The 21094-nt window shown below is 64.6% G+C and carries 21 protein-coding genes and 2 pseudogenes; 10 read left to right on the forward strand and 13 right to left on the reverse strand.

The genetic code is table 11. From position 1 onward, the window contains the following. Positions 1-9 precede the first annotated feature (9 nt). The 6 genes and pseudogenes from AC5LXX_RS31750 to AC5LXX_RS31775 all read right to left on the reverse strand — a co-directional run bounded on the left by AC5LXX_RS31750 (position 10) and on the right by AC5LXX_RS31775 (position 4612). A pseudogene (locus AC5LXX_RS31750) lies at positions 10-908 on the reverse strand (DMT family transporter). A gap of 149 nt (positions 909-1057) precedes the next feature. Continuing rightward, positions 1058-1789 (reverse strand): transporter substrate-binding domain-containing protein, encoded by a 732-nt coding sequence (locus AC5LXX_RS31755; protein WP_493414080.1) that lies wholly within the window; start codon positions 1787-1789, stop codon positions 1058-1060. A 125-nt stretch (positions 1790-1914) separates the two neighbouring features. After that, positions 1915-2376 carry a MarR family winged helix-turn-helix transcriptional regulator gene (locus AC5LXX_RS31760; protein WP_493414081.1) on the reverse strand — a complete coding sequence of 154 codons (462 nt, stop codon included), beginning with the start codon at positions 2374-2376 and terminating at the stop codon, positions 1915-1917. A 160-nt stretch (positions 2377-2536) separates the two neighbouring features. After that, positions 2537-3250 carry an SDR family oxidoreductase gene (locus AC5LXX_RS31765; protein WP_493414082.1) on the reverse strand — a complete coding sequence of 238 codons (714 nt, stop codon included), beginning with the start codon at positions 3248-3250 and terminating at the stop codon, positions 2537-2539. Between the two features lie 72 nt (positions 3251-3322). Beyond that, on the reverse strand, positions 3323-3697 hold the full coding sequence (locus tag AC5LXX_RS31770) for a hypothetical protein (RefSeq protein WP_493414083.1): 375 nt from the start codon (positions 3695-3697) through the stop codon (positions 3323-3325). Positions 3698-3730: 33 nt separating this feature from the next. Next, on the reverse strand, positions 3731-4612 hold the full coding sequence (locus AC5LXX_RS31775) for an NmrA family NAD(P)-binding protein (protein WP_493414084.1): 882 nt from the start codon (positions 4610-4612) through the stop codon (positions 3731-3733). Positions 4613-4869: 257 nt separating this feature from the next. Between AC5LXX_RS31775 and AC5LXX_RS31780 the strand changes: the two genes are divergently transcribed. From AC5LXX_RS31780 to AC5LXX_RS31790, 3 genes and pseudogenes are all read left to right on the forward strand, one after another. Continuing rightward, positions 4870-5067 (forward strand): hypothetical protein, encoded by a 198-nt coding sequence (locus AC5LXX_RS31780; RefSeq protein WP_493414085.1) that lies wholly within the window; start codon positions 4870-4872, stop codon positions 5065-5067. 138 nt (positions 5068-5205) lie between these two features. Further along, a pseudogene (locus AC5LXX_RS31785) lies at positions 5206-6255 on the forward strand (MFS transporter); the annotation flags it as partial. A 325-nt stretch (positions 6256-6580) separates the two neighbouring features. After that, positions 6581-6910 carry a cupin domain-containing protein gene (locus AC5LXX_RS31790; protein ID WP_124448589.1) on the forward strand — a complete coding sequence of 110 codons (330 nt, stop codon included), beginning with the start codon at positions 6581-6583 and terminating at the stop codon, positions 6908-6910. Between the two features lie 137 nt (positions 6911-7047). On the opposite strand, the gene AC5LXX_RS31795 is transcribed toward AC5LXX_RS31790, so the two are convergent. Beyond that, positions 7048-7347 carry an H-NS histone family protein gene (locus tag AC5LXX_RS31795; protein WP_124448856.1) on the reverse strand — a complete coding sequence of 100 codons (300 nt, stop codon included), beginning with the start codon at positions 7345-7347 and terminating at the stop codon, positions 7048-7050. A 226-nt stretch (positions 7348-7573) separates the two neighbouring features. Between AC5LXX_RS31795 and AC5LXX_RS31800 the strand changes: the two genes are divergently transcribed. Next, positions 7574-8062 (forward strand): RidA family protein, encoded by a 489-nt coding sequence (locus AC5LXX_RS31800; protein ID WP_493414318.1) that lies wholly within the window; start codon positions 7574-7576, stop codon positions 8060-8062. A 36-nt stretch (positions 8063-8098) separates the two neighbouring features. Here AC5LXX_RS31800 and AC5LXX_RS31805 read toward each other — a convergent pair whose 3' ends face one another. Beyond that, positions 8099-9091 (reverse strand): AraC family transcriptional regulator, encoded by a 993-nt coding sequence (locus AC5LXX_RS31805; protein ID WP_493414086.1) that lies wholly within the window; start codon positions 9089-9091, stop codon positions 8099-8101. Next, complete coding sequence (locus tag AC5LXX_RS31810) at positions 9088-10146, reverse strand: NAD-dependent epimerase/dehydratase family protein (protein ID WP_493414087.1); 1059 nt, start codon at positions 10144-10146, stop codon at positions 9088-9090. Before AC5LXX_RS31810 ends, AC5LXX_RS31805 begins: the two co-directional genes overlap by 4 nt. On the opposite strand from AC5LXX_RS31810, the gene AC5LXX_RS31815 reads away from it, so the two are divergent. Both AC5LXX_RS31815 and AC5LXX_RS31820 read left to right on the forward strand, forming a co-directional pair. Then, entirely contained in the window at positions 10145-10405 is a 261-nt protein-coding gene (locus tag AC5LXX_RS31815; RefSeq protein WP_493414088.1) for a hypothetical protein, read from the forward strand. The genes AC5LXX_RS31810 and AC5LXX_RS31815 overlap by 2 nt on opposite strands. A gap of 446 nt (positions 10406-10851) precedes the next feature. After that, positions 10852-11103, forward strand: coding sequence for a hypothetical protein (locus AC5LXX_RS31820; protein WP_124448581.1), 252 nt, complete (start codon positions 10852-10854; stop codon positions 11101-11103). 73 nt (positions 11104-11176) lie between these two features. Here the strand turns inward: AC5LXX_RS31820 and AC5LXX_RS31825 are convergent, their stop codons facing one another. Then, complete coding sequence (locus tag AC5LXX_RS31825) at positions 11177-12289, reverse strand: histidinol-phosphate transaminase (RefSeq protein ID WP_493414089.1); 1113 nt, start codon at positions 12287-12289, stop codon at positions 11177-11179. A gap of 429 nt (positions 12290-12718) precedes the next feature. Here AC5LXX_RS31825 and AC5LXX_RS31830 point away from each other — a divergent pair, with 429 nt between their 5' ends. From AC5LXX_RS31830 to AC5LXX_RS31845, 4 genes are all read left to right on the forward strand, one after another. Then, positions 12719-13810, forward strand: coding sequence for a helix-turn-helix transcriptional regulator (locus tag AC5LXX_RS31830; protein ID WP_493414090.1), 1092 nt, complete (start codon positions 12719-12721; stop codon positions 13808-13810). 432 nt (positions 13811-14242) lie between these two features. After that, positions 14243-15229, forward strand: a complete 987-nt coding sequence (locus AC5LXX_RS31835; RefSeq protein WP_493406106.1) for a TRAP transporter substrate-binding protein — start codon at positions 14243-14245, stop codon at positions 15227-15229. Beyond that, positions 15226-15798 (forward strand): TRAP transporter small permease, encoded by a 573-nt coding sequence (locus AC5LXX_RS31840; RefSeq protein ID WP_493414091.1) that lies wholly within the window; start codon positions 15226-15228, stop codon positions 15796-15798. The genes AC5LXX_RS31835 and AC5LXX_RS31840 overlap by 4 nt, the downstream gene beginning before the upstream one ends. A 4-nt stretch (positions 15799-15802) precedes the next feature. After that, entirely contained in the window at positions 15803-17155 is a 1353-nt protein-coding gene (locus AC5LXX_RS31845; protein ID WP_059241306.1) for a TRAP transporter large permease, read from the forward strand. A 34-nt stretch (positions 17156-17189) separates the two neighbouring features. Here the strand turns inward: AC5LXX_RS31845 and AC5LXX_RS31850 are convergent, their stop codons facing one another. The 3 genes from AC5LXX_RS31850 to AC5LXX_RS31860 form a co-directional block, all read right to left on the reverse strand. Next, on the reverse strand, positions 17190-18425 hold the full coding sequence (locus tag AC5LXX_RS31850) for an acyltransferase family protein (RefSeq protein WP_493414092.1): 1236 nt from the start codon (positions 18423-18425) through the stop codon (positions 17190-17192). 66 nt (positions 18426-18491) lie between these two features. Next, positions 18492-19241: an SDR family NAD(P)-dependent oxidoreductase gene (locus AC5LXX_RS31855; protein WP_493414093.1), complete on the reverse strand. Its 750-nt coding sequence runs from the start codon at positions 19239-19241 to the stop codon at positions 18492-18494. Between the two features lie 82 nt (positions 19242-19323). Then, positions 19324-21030: a GMC family oxidoreductase gene (locus tag AC5LXX_RS31860; protein ID WP_493414094.1), complete on the reverse strand. Its 1707-nt coding sequence runs from the start codon at positions 21028-21030 to the stop codon at positions 19324-19326. Positions 21031-21094: the final 64 nt, after the last annotated feature.

Genomic DNA, 21094 nt, shown 5'->3' on the forward strand with positions numbered 1-21094 from the left:
TTAGCGAGACTAGACCGCTGGCCCCTCCGGCGGCTCCTCCCGAATCGCGACAGCGATCGAACTCCCGACGATCGCGACGATTCCGAGAACTGAAACGACGCTTGGCGTTTCGCCCCACAGGAAAAAGCCGAAAAGCGTTGCCCAAATGATGCTCGTGTAAGTGTAGGGAGCCAGTTTCGCAGCACTGTCACGCCTTACCGCGACCGTAAAGAAAAGCTGGCCGGCTGTCGCGAACAGTGCCAGTAGCGCCATGACGAGCAAGTCTTTGAGCGTCGGCGTGCGCCAGGCAAAAAATAAGGAAACGCCGGTAACGGTGGTTCCGAAGGCGGTGAAGAAGAGCACCGTGATGCTCGAGTCGTCGCTGGCTTTGAGTTTGCGAATCTGAATCATGGAAAGCGCACCACACAAAGCACTGAGCAGCAGCAGGCCCGGGCCAATGAGATTCGACAAGCTACCGTGAGGTCGAACCACTAGAAGGACCCCTATAAAGCCCACGAGCGCGGCCGCGGCATTTCGCGCGAGTAAACGTTCCCCGAGCAAAATTGGCGCGAGGAGAACAACAAAAATCGCCTCCGAATAGACGATCGCCACGGCCTCACTCAACGGCAGATACGGCAAGCCAGCGAAAAAAGTCCGGAGGCACAGAGAAGCGTGAGCGCGCGGGTTGTCTGTCCGCGAAGGTCGAGCTTTCGGATCCGAGCGCCAAACGACCCACCACGAAGGCTGACGAGAACGGCCGGCACGACGCCGAACAGCATTCGGAAGAAGGTCACTTCGTTAGCGGGATAGTCGAGCGCTACCGCTTTGCCCAGTGCATCGACGACCGCAAAACAAAACATCGAGATCAGAACCAGTGCGATTGTTTGATACTGGGCGGTGCGATCGGGGACTGAGACGTTGACGGGCATATCATTTCGGCAGCGGGTGGTCCAATTCAAGAAAGAAAATTTTCAACCCTTTGGTGTTGCTTGTCGAAGGACCCCCGGGGGCGCCCGAAAATTGACGGCAATCCATCAGGCCCTGCCGATTGGCGATTATCGGTTGACATCCGTCATGCTCACCGCGCAAGAGCGGGATCGATCTCGTTGGATGCCAAGCCGAAGGCCGCCATTCTGGCCCGATGGTCCGGCGAGCCCAAATATGAACGTAGTTGCGTGTTTACTGCATTGAGCAACGCGTTGTTTTGCTGGTTAAACGAGAATGCTCCGAGCGGGAGCCTCTGTTGCTTGCCATCCGCCTCCGGCTCGTGCGGCACGGCCTCAAGCGCTGAGTCTCCCATCCGATCCGCAACAATGCGATTGCCCAGCGCCGTGCTCGCATATGCGTCGATCGCGCCGGAGAGAACCGCATCAATCGCATCACCTTGTTGCGCGAAGATGGCTATCTGGTTCTCGTTTACGCCTGCCTTTTTTGCTGCGTCGTGCTGAACTTGTCCGGCAATGATGCCAAGGCGGACGTCGGAGCGTTTGGCGAGTGACGCGTAGTTGCTGAGACCCTTCGGATTTCCGGCTCGAACCAGAAAGCCGTCGCCGATCCCCCATACGGGTACGCTGAACGCGACCGATCTGGCGCGTTCAGGCGTAGTGAAGAGCGGAACGTTCATATCCCAGCGACCGGTTGCAACGCCGGGCAGCAGTTCACTGAATGTCGTCAGGCGATGCTCGATCTGGGTGACGCCAATCGCCCGAAGAACTACACCGGCCAATTCAATGTCGGCGCCCGATGCAGTTCCTCCGGGTTCCGTCCATCCAAATGGGGGTTCGTCGATGTATGCAATCGTTACCTTCATCGCCATGTCTCGCGGAATGGGGAGGCGGCCACCGCATCTGGTGCCGATTGGCCATGATTCTACCCATACGCACGGATGTCCGTTCCTGGCTGAATCTGCCGCCCTCCGGCAATGCATCCGGTGACTCAGTCTTGCGGCGAACGCATCGACACGTCGCCGATGCGCACTTCTCTCAACCCTTCTCGCAACGCCGTAACATTGTCCGCGCCGTTCAGTCGCTCGAACTCCCGTTGCGCTTCCTGCCAGAGCGGTGATGCTCTTTCGTGCAGGCGCCGTCCCTCCTCGGTGAGTTCGACGAGGCGGCTTCGGCCGTCGGTGGGCGAGGGCTTGATCGTGACGAAGCCGTCGCGCTCCAGGAAGCCGACCATTTTCCCCATCGCCGTTCGTTCGATGTCGAGCCGTTCGGCAAGGGCGTTGACCGGGGTACTTCCCACTTCGTGCAGGGCGGCCAGCGTCAGGAACTGCGTGATGCGCAGACCCGAGGGCTCGAGATGGCTATCGTAGAGTCGGGAGATCTGCCTGCTCGCCTTCCTGACGGCGAAGCAGTTGCATTGATCGATTCCGAGCGGCTGGTTGACGGGCAACATCTGTTGCACTCCTGATTTCGGTTAATTGCGCGAACGCTACGCACGCTTCGCGCGAAGGCAGGGTGGATTCTATCGATGAAAGCCGGGAGCGACAGCGCTGGCGTACGATCTGCGCACCCCGTGGCTCGCCGCCGAATCCGGCCCGTGTCGACTGCGATGTTCAAAACCCCGCCGGCGGCGTGATGTAGCCGGGTATCTCCGCCGCGAGCGTGCTCTTCAGCACCGCTGTCCCCTCGTCGGCCATGACCTCGCTCTTGCCGGCGGCGAGCGCGTCGTAGGTCCGTCGCACGACGTCCTCGGGACGGGCTTTGGGCACGTCGATGCCGCTGGTCAGATCGGTATCCACGAACCCGACGTGCAGGCCGAGAACCTGGATGCCACGCTCGCGCAGGTGAAAGCGAAGCTGGTTCGTGTAGCTCCAGGCGGCGGCTTTCGACGCGGCATACGGTGTCAGATAGGGGCGCGGGAGCCACACGATGTCGGAAAGCACGTTGATGATCGCGGCATGCGGCCGCGCCGCCAGGATCGGCTCGAAGGCCTGCGTGACGCGCACCACGCCGTAGTAGTTGGTATCGAACAAGCGGGCGGACTGCGCTTGCACGTCGGCCGCCAAAGGCCCGTCGATCAGGGCGGCAATGCCCGCGTTATTGATCAGCAGAGTCGTGTCGGCCGCCAGTTGGGCCGCCTCGGCGATCGACGCCGGATCCGTGACGTCGATCCTGACCGGCACGATGCCCGGCTCGTCGAAGCCGCTCGTGTTGCGCATGCCCGCGTACACTTTCGCGGCCCCGCGCCGAAGCGCCTCGCGTGCAAAAGCGAGGCCCAGGCCGCGATTGGCACCGGTGACGAAGACGGTGGCGTTCTTGATATCCATGACAAGCTCCTTTTTCAAAAGCCGCGTGCCGGGGGAGTGCCGATGCCATCCACGAGCGCGCGGGTGCCCGGTTCAAAGAAAGACGTGTTCCGGCAACTGCTTCGAAAGCGACTCCCGCAGATGGGCCGCGAGAGTCAGTACGGCGCCAAGCGGGCTCATCCGCACGCTGACTCGCGGCACCGAGCCGTCGGCGTTGCGATCGACGACCACGACCGCGCTCAACGTCTCGTCGCTCGCCAGAACGGCCTCGTATTCGAGAAATAGCCGCGAGCCGACGGCTTGAACGAACGTTGGCGTCTGCGAGACGTAAAAGGTCCCGACGGCGTCGACGGCGAGCCGGATTTCGTCGCGCCCGATTACGGGGGCGCGCAACACCGAGCTGACCAGCTCGGCGTCGGCCGTCAGATCATCGAGAAACGGGTGATGACCTGGTTGGATGGATGACATTTTCAAACCTCCCGATTCGTTTCAAGGACGTGTTCACACGAATGCGGCCCGATATTTCGCGACGAACTGCTGGACCGACAGCGGCGGCTTTCCGGTGATCTGCTCGACGGCCTCGTTGGTGCCCGAGAAGATGCCGTCGCGGTAGTTCTGCGCGACTTCGACCAGATGCTGCGTGAGGAACGGCGGAAACTTGTAAAGGGTTTCCATCTTGATTCGGAATTCCTCGATGGAAGTCGGCGCGTATTCGATCCGGGTGCCGAGAATCTCGCTCATCGCGGCTGCGATCTCGACGTGGTCCATCTCGACGGGGCCGTGGAGCGTGTAGGTCTTGCCCTCGTGGCCTGCGGGGTTGGCGAGGAGGTGGGCGATCACGCGTCCCTGATCGTCGCTGGCGATGGGCGCATGTCGGCCGTTGCCGAACGGGAATTCGATCTTCTTCGTGGCCCATATCTCCCGCGCAAAGTGCGGATAGACGAGCCAATCGGCAAAGAAGGTCGGACGCAAATGCGTCGTCGCGACACCCGACCAGTCGAAGACCTGCTCGGAGACCCAGTGATCCTGTGCCGCGTGGCTCATCGACTCCCGGCGCGCGGAAATCTGCGACATGTTGACGATCGCCGTGAGGCCCGCTTCCTTTGCTGCCTGCGCGAAATACGCCGCGGCCCCGATGATTCCCGGCGCGATCGGATGAAGGAAATACGCCGACCGGATGCCTTCCATCGCTGCCCGAATGTCGTCGATGTCGGTGAAGTCCCCGACCGCGACATCGACCCCGCGCTGCCTCAGGGCTGCCGCCCGATCGTCGTCCGTGCGCACATAGGCGCGCACGCGCTTGCCCATCTCGAGCAGTTCGTCAATGGCAATACCGCCGGTGCGTCCGGTTGCACCGCTCACAAGAATCTCAGGCTCGTTCATCGCTACGCTCCGTTCGAAAATGAGAGCATATGCTCTCTTGAGGTGAAGGGTAGGAGCATATGCTCTCATCGTCAAGTTTTTTTGTTGGTGCCCCGGATAACATCCCGCCCGGTTCGGCAGGCGGCATGGCGGGCGAGCATCGGCAGGATGCCGCGTATGTGTCATGCAATCGAAAGCACCGGACGCGTCGATGTCGTCCCTGCTTACCTCGATGGCGGGGTGTCCGGTGTCTGCTCACCTTGGGAAGAGACAGGGCCGTGCGAATCGACGAAGCGATTTTCAGCGGCGTGGCGCGGGCGCTGGAAATCATCGCCAACAATTCATCGATCGACGATGCGACTGCATGGGCGGGTTTCGACTTGGGAAGCTTCTCCGCTATCCGGCGACGTCAGCCTCCACTCAGCTGTGCAGAGGAAAATCGCCGTCACTGTACATTTCGTTCCGTCATTACATAAAACACACTTCCCATCGAGACCGGGGCCGGGAATGCCGAAACGATCTTCGTCCCGCCATACGCAGTCAAGAAAATCGCTGCCGGAAAGTAGCCCTGCTCGAGGCATCACGGCGGCGATAAGTAACCGGACGCCCATCCCATGAACACACCCGCTGACCCGCTGCCGTCGTCGCTTGGTGCTGCCACTTTCATTCCATTTCTCGGCGCGAGCATCGCGCTTGCCGCCGCATACGGTGCGAGCTTCCTGCTTGCCGAGCATTTGCGTCATTGCGGGCTCGATGCGTCAATGGCAGGGGCAGTCATCTCGACCGGCATCCTGACCATGATCGTCAGTTCCCTGCTCGCCGGATGGATCGCACAGCGAATCGGGCTGATGCGGACGATCGTTGCCGCTGCCGTCGTGATGTCCGTTGCCATGCTCGCGTTCAGCCTGGCCGCGATCGATCCGGCGATCGCGTTTATCGGTGGCTTGCTGCTCGGCATGGGATGGTCGGCGTTCTACATCCTCGCGCCGCTTCAGATCATTCATCATCTGAGGCCCGACGCGCGAATCAAATACCTGACCTTGCTGTCGGGCGGTCAAATGGTTGGACTCGGTCTTGCGTCGCCGGTCGGTCATTTCGTCGCCAGCCGAGCCGGGTCGTATTCCATCGTCTATGGCAGCCTGGCGTGCATCTGCCTGATTGCCGCCGCCGCATTCTCCGCGGTCGGAAAACGGGCGGCACACACGCTGACTCCGCAGCTGGCCGCAACCGGCCTGACGCCTGCACGGATCGCCGAGATCCTGCGCAACGTGACGCGGCTGCCGATCATCATGATTGCGCTGGCCGCTTGCGTCTTTTCCGCGTTGTCGAATTTTCAGTCGGCCTATGCGGAATCGCGACACCTGTCGCCGGACCTGTTTTTCGTGACCTTCACGCTGACGACCGTTGCGTGCCGTTTCACGCTGGCGCAAACGATCAGCCGGTTGCCCGTTCGAAAGCTCGCCTGCGCGCTGTTCAGCGCGACGCTGTTGGCGCTGCTACTGTTCGTTTCCAATCCGGGCAGCGAAATGCTGTACGTGATCGGCTCGGTCATCTTTGCAATCGGCTACGGGCTCAGCTATTCCACGCTGAACGGCATGGCCGTCAATCTGGCCGGCGAAAGGGGGTTGTCCGCATCGGCGAGTTCCCAGGTCTTCACGATTGCCTACTTCATCGGCTTGTTCGGGTTTCCATACATCGCGGGCGTATTGGTCACGCGCGGCGGCGTGAATCTGATGATCGACGCGACCATCGCCGTTGTCGTCGTCAACCTGCTGATGCTCACGCACGCCAGCCTGCGAACCGGCAACGCGCAGATCGCGGCGCGCTGACGGGCGCAAGCGTCAGGTCGGCACGAAGATAGAAATCGAAGCCATCGCGTGCAGGCCTTGAATGCCGCCAGCGGCGTGGCAAAGGCTGGACGACAATAAGCATTCCCCGGCGTCTTTAAACGCGCTTCCTTCATCGGAAGGTCAATGAAAAGGTCGAGCAATGCAACTTCAAACCGGTAACCTGTTCAGCGTCGAAGGGCAACGTGGCGGCGACGAGCGAATCGATCTCCTCGTCACGGGGCAGCGCCTGAATGTCGAACGGATCGTATCGATGGGACACGCGAGCGCGGATGGATTCTGGTATGACGACTCGCGCGCGGAATGGGTCGTATTGCTGTCGGGCGCGGCCGTGCTCGAATTCGAAGAGGGTCCGGCGCGGCACGAGATGCGCCCGGGCGACTACGTGCTGATCGAGCCGCATTGCCGCCATCGCGTTGCGTGGACGCATGAAGAAACGCAAACCGTGTGGCTTGCGATTTATTACGAATGATGAGGAAAGAATGGGCGTGCGACGCGTCGAATGAGACAAATCGGCATTAACCCGGAGCGGTCTTTGAATCCCGCCGGTGTCAATGCCCGACTTGCCGGACAGCGCGCTGAACCGCGCGCCGGTACGCGTCGAAAATCTTATTCCTGAATCAGGAATCGATTGCGGTTCTTCGCATCCTTGATCCATGCCGGCGCACGACCGCGTCCCGACCAGGTTGCGCCGGTCTTCGGATCGCGATACTTCGCCTGCACGGGTGCCGCTGCCTGCTTGGCCGGCCGACCACGACGCGTGCCGAAAATGTCCTTTTCGGTAATGCCGTATTCCGCGACCTTGGCGCGGATGTCGTCGACGATCGCCTGGAATTCCGCGACGCGTGCCGCTTCGGCTTTCTCGGCCAAAGCATCCATTTGGGCTTTCAGTTCCTTGTAAGTTGCCATATATCGCTCATCAGGTTGTGTACTCACATGATAGCGGTTTCAATCGGAAATGATGAAGAAAATCTCGCCGACTACGAATTACGGTGTCGATATGGCATGCAGGACTGCTTCGAACACCTGAAAAGTGGGTCAATTTTGTCATTTTTTGCAAATCGGCTCCCTCGGGACAAGAATCGGCGACTCAATTATTCTTTGTCTTTTTTATGAAGGATTGGGGAATTCACTGATGAACAGAGACGATAAGCTGAAACAGATCGCGGCCGATTTCGGATTCGATCCGGACGAGGAAATCAGGATCGGCGGAAAGTACACGCCCATTCTGGTCGATGGAACGACGGCCTATCTGTCCGGTCAGATTCCGCGAATCGGGGAAACCGTGCACTTCGTCGGCGTCGTCGGCGAATCCGTTTCGCTGGAGGACGGCCGCCGTGCGGCCGGCATATCGACGCTGCGCGCGCTGTCGCTGATTCGCAAGCATTGCGGCACGCTCGATGCGGTCGCGACGGTGCCGCGCATGACGGTCTATGTGCGGAGCGCGCCCGGCTTCACGATGCAAAGCGAAGTGGCCGACGGTGCCTCCGACGTTTTGTACGCAGTGCTCGGCGATGCCGGCGTCCATACGCGTTCGTCGGTCGGCGTGCTGCAGTTGCCCAAAGGCGCGGCAGTGGAAGCCGATTTCATTTTCGGGCTGAACCGCAACGACGCCGCGCGCTGATGCCGCATCGGCTCGGCGATGGGGCGACCGTGCGCGTCAGCGTGGCGTCGTCCGCGAGCGTGCGGCGTCGGGTGTCATGCCGGTCCATTCATTGAATGCGCGGAAGAACGAGTTCGGATCCTGGTAGCCGAGCAGGAACGCGATCTGGCTGTAGGGAAGGTCCGAGCGATCGAGGTAGTGCCACGCGAGCTTTTCGCGGACCTCGGCCAGGATGGTCTTGAAGTTCGCGCCGTCGTCACCGAGACGGCGCTGCAGCGTGCGCTTGCTGATGGCGAGCGTTCGTGCAACGTCGTCCGTGGTGGCGAGGCCGCCCGGGATCAATTCCAGCAGCGCCGCGCGCACGCGCTCGACGATGCCCGCGCCGGCCGACAACGCGTCGAGGCGGCGGCGCAGATCGGGTTCGAAGATCTGCCACATCGCATGGTTGGCCGTCACGAACGGACGTCGCGCATCCTGCAGCGCCACGCTGACGCAGGGCGTATCGCCATACTGCGGCGTCACGCCGAAGAACCGCGCATAGCCGGGATGCGGCTCGACCTCGCGCGGCAGCGTGACGGCGCGGGCAGGCACGTCGGTGCGGGTCGCGAGCCGTGCCAACTTCACGAAGAAGCCGAGTTCGGCCGTGAGCAGCATGCCGGGTGGCGGCTCCTCGCGTTCCAGGAAGTCGACGGCCAGGGTCAGCACGTCGGCCTCGTGGGCCACGCGCAAGCGCACCGGGCCGATCAGCGGCTTGAACTGGCTGATGCGCCGAATCGCAATTTCCAGGTTCGGGCTGCACAGCGCGGCAAACAGCGGCGGATCGAACGCCTCGACCGAGACGAGATCGAGGATGCGCAGCGCGACGGCCGGCACGTTTGCCATCTCTTCCGTCGCGCGCCACAAGCGGAAGTATTCGCGGGTCGTGAGCCCGCCTTCCGGCCGCGTGAACAGGTCGGCGGGCAGTTGCGCGCGCCGCAGCAGTTCGTCGACGCGCAGGCCCAGGTCGACCATCACGACCTGCCAGCCAGGTGAGATCGCGAAGCGGTTCATCGCCGCAATTGCCCGGTTTCGACGAGCTGCTGAAAGAAGTCGTTCATCGACTCGGCGAGCGGGCGATAGCGGATGCCGAGTTCGTTGCGGCTGCGGCTGTTGTCGCCGCGCCAGGGAAGCCCGACGTTGCGCGCGATCATGCGGCGCGTCACGGCTTTGTTCGCGAGCGGGCCGACCAGCCACACGAGCCATTTCGGCAGGATGCGCCGCGGAATCGGGTAGTCGGCACCGTATCGCTCGAGCAGCGTGGCGGCCATCGCCGGCAGGTTGGTATCGTGACCCGACACGATGTAGCGGCCGTTGGCGCTTGGCAGAAACGCGGCACGGAGGTGGGCGTCGGCCACGTCGCGCACGTCGACCGCGCCCAGGCCGAGATTCGGCACGCCCATTTTCATCGTGCCGTTGCCCATCTGCCGTACGATCTCGAAGCTTTCCGACGTGGCATGCGGATTGATGCCGGGGCCGATCACGAGCGTCGGGTTGATCGTCACGAGATCCCAGCGTTGTTGCGCGCGGGCGATTTTCCACGCTTCGCGTTCTGCGACAGTCTTCGAATACGAATACGGCTGATGGGCGAGCGACGAGCTGGTGTTCCAGATCGCCTCGGTGAACACGCCGTTCGGCGTCGCGGCGAGATCGGCATTGTCGCCGTAGATCGCCGCGCAGCTGCTGGTCAGCACGACGCGCCGCACCGACGGTGTGCGGTTGGCCGTCTCGAGCACGTTGCGCGTGCCGAGCAGCGCCGGATCGACGAGTTCCTTCTGCGGGTCGCGAACCGTGACCGTGAACGGCGACGCGGTGTGGAACACGATGCCGCAACCGGCCATCGCGTCCGCGTACGAGCCGGGGTCGAGCAGGTCGGCGCGGAAAAAGCGGATCGTGCCGGGCTTGCCGGCCGCGATGCGCTGGAGGTGCTTCAGCTTGTCCGGGCTGTCGGGGTCGCGGACGGCCGCGTGGACCGTCAGGCCGGCCTCGAGAAGACGTTGCACGAGCCAGCCCGCGACGTATCCGGTTGCGCCGGTCACCATGACAGGGAGGTCGGTATCGATATTCATGGGCGTGGGTTCCGTTGCAGAGGTGATGCGCCATGATGCCGTCTTTTACGCGCCAGTTCACTCGCAAAGCGCGCCAATCGACATGCAAGGAGCGACAGGCGGCGCGACGGCGGCTGCGCGTGCCGATGCTCGCGCCAATGCCCGGTTTTCCTGTCGAATGGATGACGACCGGGATGACGTCGCGCGCTGGAACATCACGAAGCGGGATGGCGCGTCCGGCCGACCGGACGGTCTGGAACTGCCGGAGCCGCTGGACTGACTGGCGCGCCAGGATGCACTGCGTGCCCGCAGCGGATGCCAGGCCGGCGATCCGGCGCAATTGTGCCGGCTTGCGGTTGCGTGGGTGCGCCTGAACCCCGATCCGCTCGAACTCGCGCCGCCGCCGTATCGGCGGTAGGCCGTCCAGCCCCGTCGTTTCCGGAAACCAGCCCTTTCCCGATATCCGCCGATATCCCCACTTTTGGGGATGCCGGCGCGGGCCGGTGCGCCTACGATGGGCAGCAGGATACGGGGGATCGCGTGTAACGAACACAAACGAACGGGCCTGCCATTCAATGTCGATTGCCGCGACCGTCCGCGCAGTTGACCGACACAGTCGCTGCGTACGATGACGCACGGCGTGAACGGTGCGTCGTTGGCACCGCGACACGATGGCGTGTTGATGATGGAAGGCCTGGTGTCGTATTTCGGGGAATCTCAATCAATATGCTGGCAAGAGACTATGTGGAACGAGAGCTCTCTCACATCCAGAGAATGGTGGCTCTCCTGGACAGCGACACGGTCGCTGACGACGTATCGATGTCGGGTGCTGGGCGCGTCAGGCATCCGAGTTACTGGCGAAGGCGCATCGAGGAACTGATGTCGGCGCCCGATGTGCCGCATCATGTCAGGAAGCTCAGCAATGCCGTGCTCGCGAAGATCGACGAACTGGAATCGCGTCTCGCGACGATGAAGTAAGTACACCGTCCGATCTTGCGTCGACGCGCATTCCGTTGCGTCGTCGATCGTTCCTGTCTTGCCCGCCGCTCACTCACCTGAGCGCCATCACGTCAAGCAGCGCCGCGCGAAACGCGGCCATCTCTGCCGTCGTGCCGATCGACACGCGAAGGTACTCGGGCGGCCCGGATTCGCGAATCAGGACACCGTGGCGCAGGAGCCCGCTCCAGATCCGGTGGCGATCCTCGAACTTGCCGAACATCACGAAGTTGGCGTCGGAATCGGCCACCGCGAGGCCCAGGCCGCGCAGCCAGCAAACGGTTGCGTCGCGCTCGACCTTGATCGCGTCGACCTGCGACAGCATCTCGTCACGTGCGACCAGCGCCGCGCAGGCCGCCGCCTGCGTAAAGGCGGACAGGTGATACGGCAGGCGAACCAGCTTCAGTGCGTCCACGATCGCGGGCGCGCATGCGCAATACCCGACACGGCCGCCCGCGAACTTGAACGCCTTGCTCAACGTGCGCGTCACGATCAGCCGCGGATGGTCGGGCAGCAGCGTCGCCGCGCTGCGGACGCCGTGACGCCGGAACTCCGCATAGGCTTCGTCGACGACGACCACGCCCGGCGCGAGGTCGAGGATCGCGCGGATGTTGTCGAGCGGCAGCGCGGTTCCCGTCGGGTTGTTCGGTGACGTCAGCAGGATCACGCTCGGCCGGTGCGCGCGGATGCTGTCGAGCGCCTGGTCCAGGTCCAGCGCGAAATCGTCGGTGCGCGGCAACGTATGCAGGCGCGTGAAGGTCGTCCGGCAGTATTCGTCATACATCGGATACGCGGGCGTGAAGGCCAGCGCCGAGCGCCCCGGGCCGCCGAACGCCTGCAGGATCTGCTGGATCACTTCGTTCGAACCGTTGGCTGCCCAGACGCTCGTCGCGTCGACCGGCACGCCGGTGTCGTGTGTCAGGTAGGCGGCCAGATGCGATCGCAGTTCGGCGAAGTCGCGGTCGGGATAGCGGTTCGCGTCGCGCGCGGCATCGGCCACCGCGGTCGCGATGCGCTCGACGAGCGCCGGCGACGGCGGATACGGATTCTCGTTGACGTTCAGGCGGACCGGCACGTCGAGCTGCGGCGCTCCGTACGCGTGCTGCAACTTCAAGTCTTCCCGGAGCGGCAAATCCGACAGGGCAATTTCTTTCCACGGCTGTTGCATTGAAAACACTCCGTACGTGATCGATGGGGCGGCGCGGCAGGCTTGTTCAGGCGGCGGAAAACAAAAAAGGCGCCGGAGGCGCCTTGGTCGTCGTCTTGATCGGGGCCAGCCCGATGCAATGACTAGATGCGAAACGAACCACGGCGCAATGGAGGGCGGCCGTGGTGATGGTGCAGCGAGGGCGTGGCGTTTCGGATCGTCATGCGCCGCATCATGGCATACCCTGATCGGGACGAAAAGCGGGCCGCGCGCCGGTGCGTGCCGAAGGCGATTGCGCTTTCGTGTCGGAAATGGCCCATACGTCAGACGAGAAACGGTAATAAACGTAGTATTTCGAACCAAACGCACATGCATTATTTGAACGATCTCGTTCATTGAGTAAGATGGGCTGAGGACGTTCGACAGAAACGCACGGCGCGGGGTAGCCAGATGCCACTGAACGGATTGATTCCATCGGCGTGGGTCGACGACATCTACGCTGCGGCACTGGGCGATCAACGATGGGAAGCGGTGCTGGACGGGCTGCGATCGTCGGTCGGCGTGCGCATGGTCACGCTGCTGTCATTCGACGAAGCGGCGCGGGTGCCGGCGATCGAGCGGGCGGCGGGCGACGACGAATCATGGGTCGCCGCGTGCTACGGCACCTACAACACCGAGTTCTACCGGTACGATCCGGTCGTGCCGGTCGCCGGCAACTGGCCGGCGGGCCGCTGGTTCGAGGACGTCAAGCACCTGTCCGCGCGCGAGCGCGCACACGGCGTGTTCTATCAGGAATTCCTGCGCCCGTTCGGGCTCGGCAGCATCTCGGGCCTGTACATCCATCGCGGCGAGGGCACCGGCGCGTTCCTCAGCGTGCAGGGCGGCCCCGACTCGCAAGGCCTTTCCGGCGATCAGCGCCACACCATCGAAATCATGGGCACGCATATCAGCCGCGCGCTGCGGATCCAGGCGCGCATCGGCGAGCTCGAGGCGCGCGTGGCCGCGGCGGAATCGGCGCTCGATGCGATTCCGGTGCCGGTATTTCTGCTCGGCGCGCAACGCGAGCTGCGCTACACCAATCGCGCGGCCGATCAACTGATCGCGGCGGAGCCGGCGCTGCGGGTCGTGAACGGGCGTTTTGCGCCGGAAGGCTGCGTCGACGATGCGCAATGGCGGCACGCGTTCGCGCGCGGCGGGCTGTTGTTGCGGCGTGCGACGGGCGAACCGCTGTCGCTCGCGCTGATGCCGGTGCCCGAACAGTCGCGCCTCGTGCGCGAACGGCCCGGCGTCACGGCCTTGATGACGGCTGCCGACCTGCGCTCGCCAGCGGCGCGCGCGCAGCGGCTGCGCGTGTTCTACGGCCTGTCGTCGGCCGAAGCCGATCTCGCCGTGCTGCTGTGCTGCGACGGGCACTCGCCGCAGGAATGCGCGGCACTGCGCGGCGTGTCGATCGGCACGATCCGCACGCAGATCAAGGCGATCTACGCGAAGACCGACGTCACGCGCGCGACGCAGCTGACGTCGCTGGTCATGCAGACGTAACGGCGCGGCAAGCACCCGCGCCCGGACGAATTCCCTCTCGACCGTTGCCGGAACCGACGCATGTGCGTTGCGTCGACGATTCCGGATTGTGGTCAGTCATCCTATGACAAAATCAAGCGACACGAAAGCCGGCCGTTCGGCTTAGCCGAAGATGGCTGCGCGATCGGCCAAACCGGATAGAGCTGTGCGTACGGAAAACGTTTCGCTAAGAATCGCATAAAAAGAGAACGAGATTCCCTGATACTCGCCTAAAACCCATTATGGAGGCGGTTATAGGGGTATGCACCAAGTGAGTTAAACGATTAACCGCCGTACATTCGGTCGACACGTCATACGACGTATGACTCTGCGATTCAGGAAAGGGCTTCGCCGACGCACGCGCCTGCCCACGGATCGCCGCACAACAACGATCGACCATCAAGGAGACTCACCATGAAGCACCGATTCACCGGCTCCCGTACCGCCCTGGCCGTCGCGCTGATGGCCGGCCTTGCGATGTCCGCGCAGGCGCGCGTGTTTCGCTCGGCGGACGTGCACGGCGACAATTTCCCGACCAACATGGCCGTGAAGTTCATGGGCGACGAACTGTCGAAGCAGACGGGCGGCAAGGATTCGATCAAGGTGTTCGGCAACAGCGCGCTGGGCTCCGAGAAGGACACCGTCGACCAGGTGCGGATCGGCGCGATCGACATGGCGCGCGTGAACGGTGCGTCGTTCAACGAGATCGTGCCGGAATCGCTGATCCCGTCGTTCCCGTTCCTGTTCCGCGACGTCGACCATTTCCGCAAGGCGATGTACGGCCCGGCCGGGCAGAAGATCCTCGATGCGTTTACCGCGAAGGGGATGATCGCGCTGACGTTCTACGAGAGCGGCGCGCGCTCGATCTATGCGAAGCGCCCGGTGCGCTCGCCCGCCGACATGAAGGGGCTGAAGGTGCGCGTGCAGCCGTCCGACCTGATGGTCGACGAGATCAAGGCGATGGGCGGCACGCCGACGCCGATGCCGTTCGCGGAGGTGTACACGGGCCTGAAGACGGGCCTCGTCGACGCGGCGGAAAACAACCTGCCGTCGTACGAGGAAACCAAGCACTACGAAGTGGCGCCCGATTACTCGGAGACGCAGCACGCGATGACGCCGGAAGTGCTCGTGTTCTCGAAGAAGATCTGGGACACGCTGTCGCCGCAGGAGCAGGCCGCCATCAGGAAGGCGGCGGCTGATTCGGTGCCGTACTACCAGAAGCTGTGGACCGCACGCGAGGCATCCGCGCAGCAACTGGTGACGAAGGGCGGCGCGAAGATCCTGCCGGCCGCGCAGATCGACCGCGCGGCGTTCGTGAAGGCGATGCAGCCGCTGTGGACGAAGTATGAAAAGACGCCGCAGATGAAGCAGATCGTCGACGAGATCGAGGCCACCAAGTGACGCGTCGCACTTCCCTGAACAGCGCGGCCGCCGCGGGTTCGTCGGCCGCCGCCCCGGACGGCGTGATGCCAGCGCAGCCGCACGCCGCGCCGTTCCTGCGCTGCGTGAACGACGTGCTGTTCCGCGTGCTGGCCGTGACCGCATCGGCGTGTCTCGCGGTGCTCACGGCGCTGGTGTTCTATGCGGTCGTGATGCGCTACGTGTTCGAGAACGCGCCGGATTTCGTCGAGCCGATCGCGCTGCTGCTCGTGATCGTGATCGCGATGTTCGGCGCGGCGATGAAGGTGCGCGACGGCGGCCATATCGGCCTCGACTCGCTCGTGCGCCGGCTGCCGCCGAAATCGCGCACCGTGGTCATCGCGATCCAGCACCTGAGCCTGATCGCCTTCGCGGTCATGATCATGGCCGGCTGCGGCAGCATGGCCGCCGAGACGATGGGCGACCGCATCCCGATCATCGGGCTGCCCGAAGGCGTGCGCTACTTGATCACGATGCCCGCGGCGGTCGCGATCATCCTCTTCTCGCTCGAGCACCTGCTCGCGCTTCGTCGTTCTTCGTCGGGACAATAACGCCATGGAACTCGCGATCCTGTCCGTCAGTTTTCTGATTTTTCTCGTACTCGGCGTACCCGTGTCGTTCGCGCTCGGGATAGCCTGCGTGCTGACCTACATGGTCGAAGGCCTGCCGATCGCGACCGCGATGCAGGCGATGATCTCGGGGATGAACGCGTTCTCGTTCCTCGCGGTGCCGTTCTTCATCTTCTCCGGCGAACTGATGCTGCACGGCGGCATCGCGGACCGGATCCTGCGTTTCGCGCAGGCGACCGTCGGCCACTTCCGCGGCGGCCTCGGGATGGCGAACGTCGTCGCCTGTACGCTGTTCGGCGGCGTGTCGGGTTCGCCGACGGCCGATACGTCGGCGATGGGCGGCGTGGTGATTCCGCTGATGAAGCGCGAAGGCTACAGCGCCGCGTACGCGGTCAACGTGACGACGCATGCGTCGCTCGCCGGCGCACTGATGCCGACGTCGACCAACATGATCATCTACGCGTTCGCCGCGCAGGGCATCACCGGGATGCTGCACGGCCAGCCGGTGAGCGGCGTGTCGATCGGCGACCTGCTGTTCTCGGGCCTCTTGCCGGTGTTGTGGGTGATGGGCTTCGTGCTCGCCGCCGCATACTGGCAGGCCGTGCGTCACGGCTATCCGCGCCGCGAAGACGGTTCGTCCGCGCTGCCTGCGTTCCCCGGCTGGTATGCGGTGCTGCGCAGCTTCGTCGGCGCGGTGCCCGGGCTGATGGTGATCGCGATCATCCTCGTGTGCGTCGCGAAGGGGATCGCCACCGCGACCGAAGCCGCCGCGATTGCCGTCGTGTACTCGCTCGTGCTCACCGCGGTCGTCTACCGGACGCTGACGGCCGAAAAGCTGCGCCGCGCGCTGTCGCATGCGGCGCGCACGACGGGCGTCGTGCTGCTGCTGATCGCCGTGTCCAACATGCTGCGCTTCCAGATGTCGTACCTGGAAATTCCGGATGCGATCGAAGGGCTGCTGAAGCAGTCGACCGCCGCGCCGTGGCTGATGCTGCTGTACATCAACATCATCCAGGTGTTCCTCGGCACGTTCGTCGACATGGCCGCGCACATCCTGATCACGACGCCGCTGTTCCTGCCGATCGCGATGGCGTGCGGCGTCGGGCCGGTGCAGTTCGGGATCATGCTGCTGCTGAACTGCTCGCTCGGCCTCGTGCATCCGCCGATCGGATCGGTGCAGTTCGTCGGCTGCGCGATCGGCAACGTGTCGATCGGCGAGACCACGAAGATGGCGTGGCCGTACTACCTCGCGATCTTCAGCGCGATCAACATCGTCACGTACCTGCCGTTCTTCTCGACCTGGCTGCCGAGCCTGATCAGCGGGCACGCGGTATTCTGATCGCAAGTGTCGCCCGGCCCGGCGTCAAGCTCGCTCAACCCGCCTTCGGCAATGCCGCCGGCGCGGCGCCGGCCATGCTCTCCGCGACCCGCCGGCCGGTCGCGATCATCGGCCGCTCGACGCAGCGATACAGCAGCTCCGTCGCACCGGCGACGAGCAGCGCCATCAGCAGCGTGTACTGCGGCCACAGTCGTGCCGTGATCGCGATGTCGTGGGCGCGCGTGTACCGGAACATCAGCTCGTTCGTCAGGAAGAACATCGGCAGATGCACGAGATACAGCGAGTAGGAGCGCCGGCCGATGCAGTCGAATGCCCATTGCAGCGGCTGCGGGAACGACACGACGCCGCCTTCGCATGCGGCCAGGAACACGAGCGCGGCCGACAGCATGCAGACCACCGGCACCGCGACGACGTTGTCGAATCCGATCGCGGTGATCGAGCCCAGCACCAGCGCGAGCAGGAGCACCACCGCGCCGCCGAGGTAACCGCTTCCGCGGGCGTTCACGCGGATCGCGGCGAACCACGGCCGGGTGGTCGCGAGATACAGCAGGCAGCCATAGAGCATGCCGTCGCAGCGGGTCTGCGTATAGAAGAACACCTTGAGCGGATCGGCCAGCAGGTACGGACGAATCGCGACCGAGATGACCACGAGCGTGAGCGTGAGCCACAGTACGCGCTGCCGGGTCGTGCGCGTCAGCATCAGGAATACCGGGAACACGAGATAGAACTGCTCCTCGACCGACAGGCTCCAGTACTGCGCGAGCGGCACACCCGGCGCGATCTTGTGATCGGGCAGCCAGAAGTTGAACGTGTACGTGAAGATGGAGAGCGCCGCCTGCAGGTTGTAGACGGTGTCGGCGAAGTAGCCGCCGGCGTTCAGGAACGCGCCGCAGACGATCACGATCAGGATCACGCACCATGCGACCGGCAGGATCCGGAACGCACGGCGGACGTAGAACGCCTTCACGTGCGCCGCGAGCGCGCCCGGGTCGCCGCGCAGCGCATCGAATTCGCTCACGATCGTGCGCGAAATGATGTAGCCGGAGATCACGAAGAACAGATCGACGCCGGCCCACGCGTTGCCCAGCAGGTCCAGCGGCGTCGCGGGCCCGGCGAAGTGCATCGTGAAGGTCCACGGATAGAACACCTGGCGCCAATGCACGTAGCAGGTCAGCAGCACGGCGATCGCCCTCAGGCGATCCAGCTCCAGGTTGCGCGGTGCCCGCTGCACGATGTGCGCGAGCGCCGGATTGTCCGGCAATGCCTTCATGGTTTCCTCCGTCCGGAAGGGCGGCGTCGGGACACGGAATACGGCCCGGCATGCCGGGCCGCGCGTTCACAGCTTGGTGCCACCGTCCACCTGCACGATGTCGCCGGTGATCCAGCGCGCGCCGTCCGAGGCCAGGAATGCGATCACGTCGGCGATGTCCTCGGGCCGCGCGACCCGCTGCAGCGCCTGGAGCGCGAGGACCTGTTCGCGGCCCGCATCGCTGCGAACGAACGCCGACATGTCGGTGTCGACGACGCCGGGCGCCACGCCGTTCACACGGATGCCGCGGCTGCCGAGCGCCTGTGCGAAGTGCTTGACGAGCGTGTCGATCGCGCCCTTGGTCGCCGCGTATGCGGAGATCTCGCCCACCGGCGAACGCGCGCCGAGCGATGACAGCAGGACGATGCTCGCGCCGTCGCCCATCACCGGCAGCAACTGCTGGGTGAGGAAGTACGGCGCGCGCACGTTGATGGCGAACAGCCGGTCGAAATCGTCGACCGGCATCGTGTCGATCGGTGCACTCATCGCGATGCCCGCGTTCGCGACCAGAATATCGAGCCGGCCGTCGAGGGCCTCGCGCGTCGCGGCGGCCAGCGCGTGCGGGCCGTGTGCCGTCCCGAGATCGGCTGCGAGCGAATCGGCGGTCCCGCCGGCGGCACGGATTTCGGCCACCACGGCTTCCGCCTCCGCCGCCGCGGTCGAGTAATGCACGAGCACGTACGCGCCCTGGCGCGCGAGCGCGAGCGCCGTCGCGCGCCCGATGCCGCGCGATGCGCCGGTGACGAGCGCGGTCTTGTTGCCCAGATGGGATTTCATCGGCGATTCCTTCATCAATGAACAGGAAAAGAGGGAGGCGTATCGCGTAACAGCCACGCGGTACGCCACGTCCGGCGCAGGCTCAGCAGGCTGCGGCAGATACCGCCATGCCGCTGGCCCGTGCTTCGGCGAGAAGCTGGTTCGCGGCCAGTTGCGCGACGGTCAATACGGATGGCTGAATGTTGACCGCGGGCACTTCGGGGATCACCGACGCGTCCACGACGCGCAGGTTCTGGATGCCCCACACGCGGAAACGCGCATCGACCACGCTCGTCGCCGGGTCGCGGCCGGCGGCGCAACTGCCGACGAAATGCAGGCCGGGCGCGGCGTTCTGGCGAATGAACGCGAGCTTGTCCGCGCGCGTCGCGAGCGGCGCGCCCGACTGCAGTCCGCCGTTGTAAGGCGCGAGCGCGCGCGCCGCGCCGAGTTCCAGCGCGCGATCGAGCGCCGCGATCATCGTGTCGCGGTCGACCGCGTCGGCCAGGTAATTCGGATCGAGCGCGAGCGGCTGGCGCGGATCGGCGCTGACGAGCCGGGCGGTGCCCCGGCTGCGCGGTTTCGCGAGGAACGGGATCAGCGTGTAGCCTTCTCCCGCAGCCAGCGGGCCGCCGAACGGGTACTGCATGCCGGCCACCTGGATGGTCGGCGCGCTGGCCGCCGTGCCGCCGTAGTACGCCATCGTCGAGACGCCGTTCGACACCTGCGGTGCAATCGCCGTGCGCGCCTTGTACGTGACGCTCAGCAGCAGGTGGTCGTGGAAGTTGCGGCCGACGGCCGGCATGTCCTGCCGCACCTGGATATTGAGCGGCGCGAGCTGGTCGAGCGGCCCGAGGCCGGACAGCATCAGCAGTTGCGGCGACGCGGCGGTCCCGGCCGACACGATGGTCTCGCGGGTCGCGTGGATCGTCAGCGCGGACGAGCCGAGCCGCACCTCGACGCCCCGGCAGACCGTCCCTTGCAGGACCAGCTTCGAGACCACGACGTTCGACAGGATTTTCAGGTTCGGCCGGCTCAGCGCAGGCGCCAGGAAGGCCTGCGCGGGCCCGACGCGCCGCCCGTCGGCGGTCGCGTTCACGTCGGTCACGCCGGTGCCGTCGAGCCGCCGCCCGGCGTTCAGCTCGATTTGCCCGAGGCCCGTCGAGACGCCGGCCGCGAGATACGCGGCGGTGAGCGGATGCTGGTCGGCATACCGGCCGACCGTGATGCGGCCGCCGGCCGCACCGCAGGTATGCGATGCCTGCGTCACCTGCAGGTACGCACGGTTCAGCTCGGCCGGGTTCCATTCGGGCCCGACGAGCTGCTGCCACGCGCGATAGTCGCGCGGGTCGCCGCGCAGCCAGATCATCGCGTTGATGCTGCCCGAGCCGCCCCAGGTCCTGCCGGCCGGCGACGCCTGCGAGCGGCCGTCCAGTTGCGTCTGCGGCACGCTCGTGCGCGCCCAGTCGGTATCGCTGCCCAGATTGCGCAGCCAGTCGGCGACGAGCGCGACCTTCGACTGGCCGAGCTGGTTGCTGCCTGCCTCGATCAGCAGGACCGACGCCCCCGACGCGGACAGCCGGTCGGCCAGCAGGCTCCCGGCCGACCCAGCGCCGACGATCACGTAGTCGTAGCTGTCGCGCAGTGCCCCGGCCTGGCCGGCTTCGGCCGTGTCGATGAAGCGGCTGAATTGGCCGACGCCGGCCGCGCCCGCGCCCAGCGCCGCCAGTTTGCCGAGAAAGGCGCGCCGGCTTCGCGGCCGGCCATGGTCCAGATCGTTCGGTTGCGGATACTGCTCAGCCTCGTGACTCATGATGGTCCCGGCAATGGGTGAAAGGAATGGAAGGAGCGGGCGGCGCCGGCGCGCCGCCCGGTGA

The sequence above is a fragment of the Burkholderia torrens genome (genome assembly GCF_984668525.1).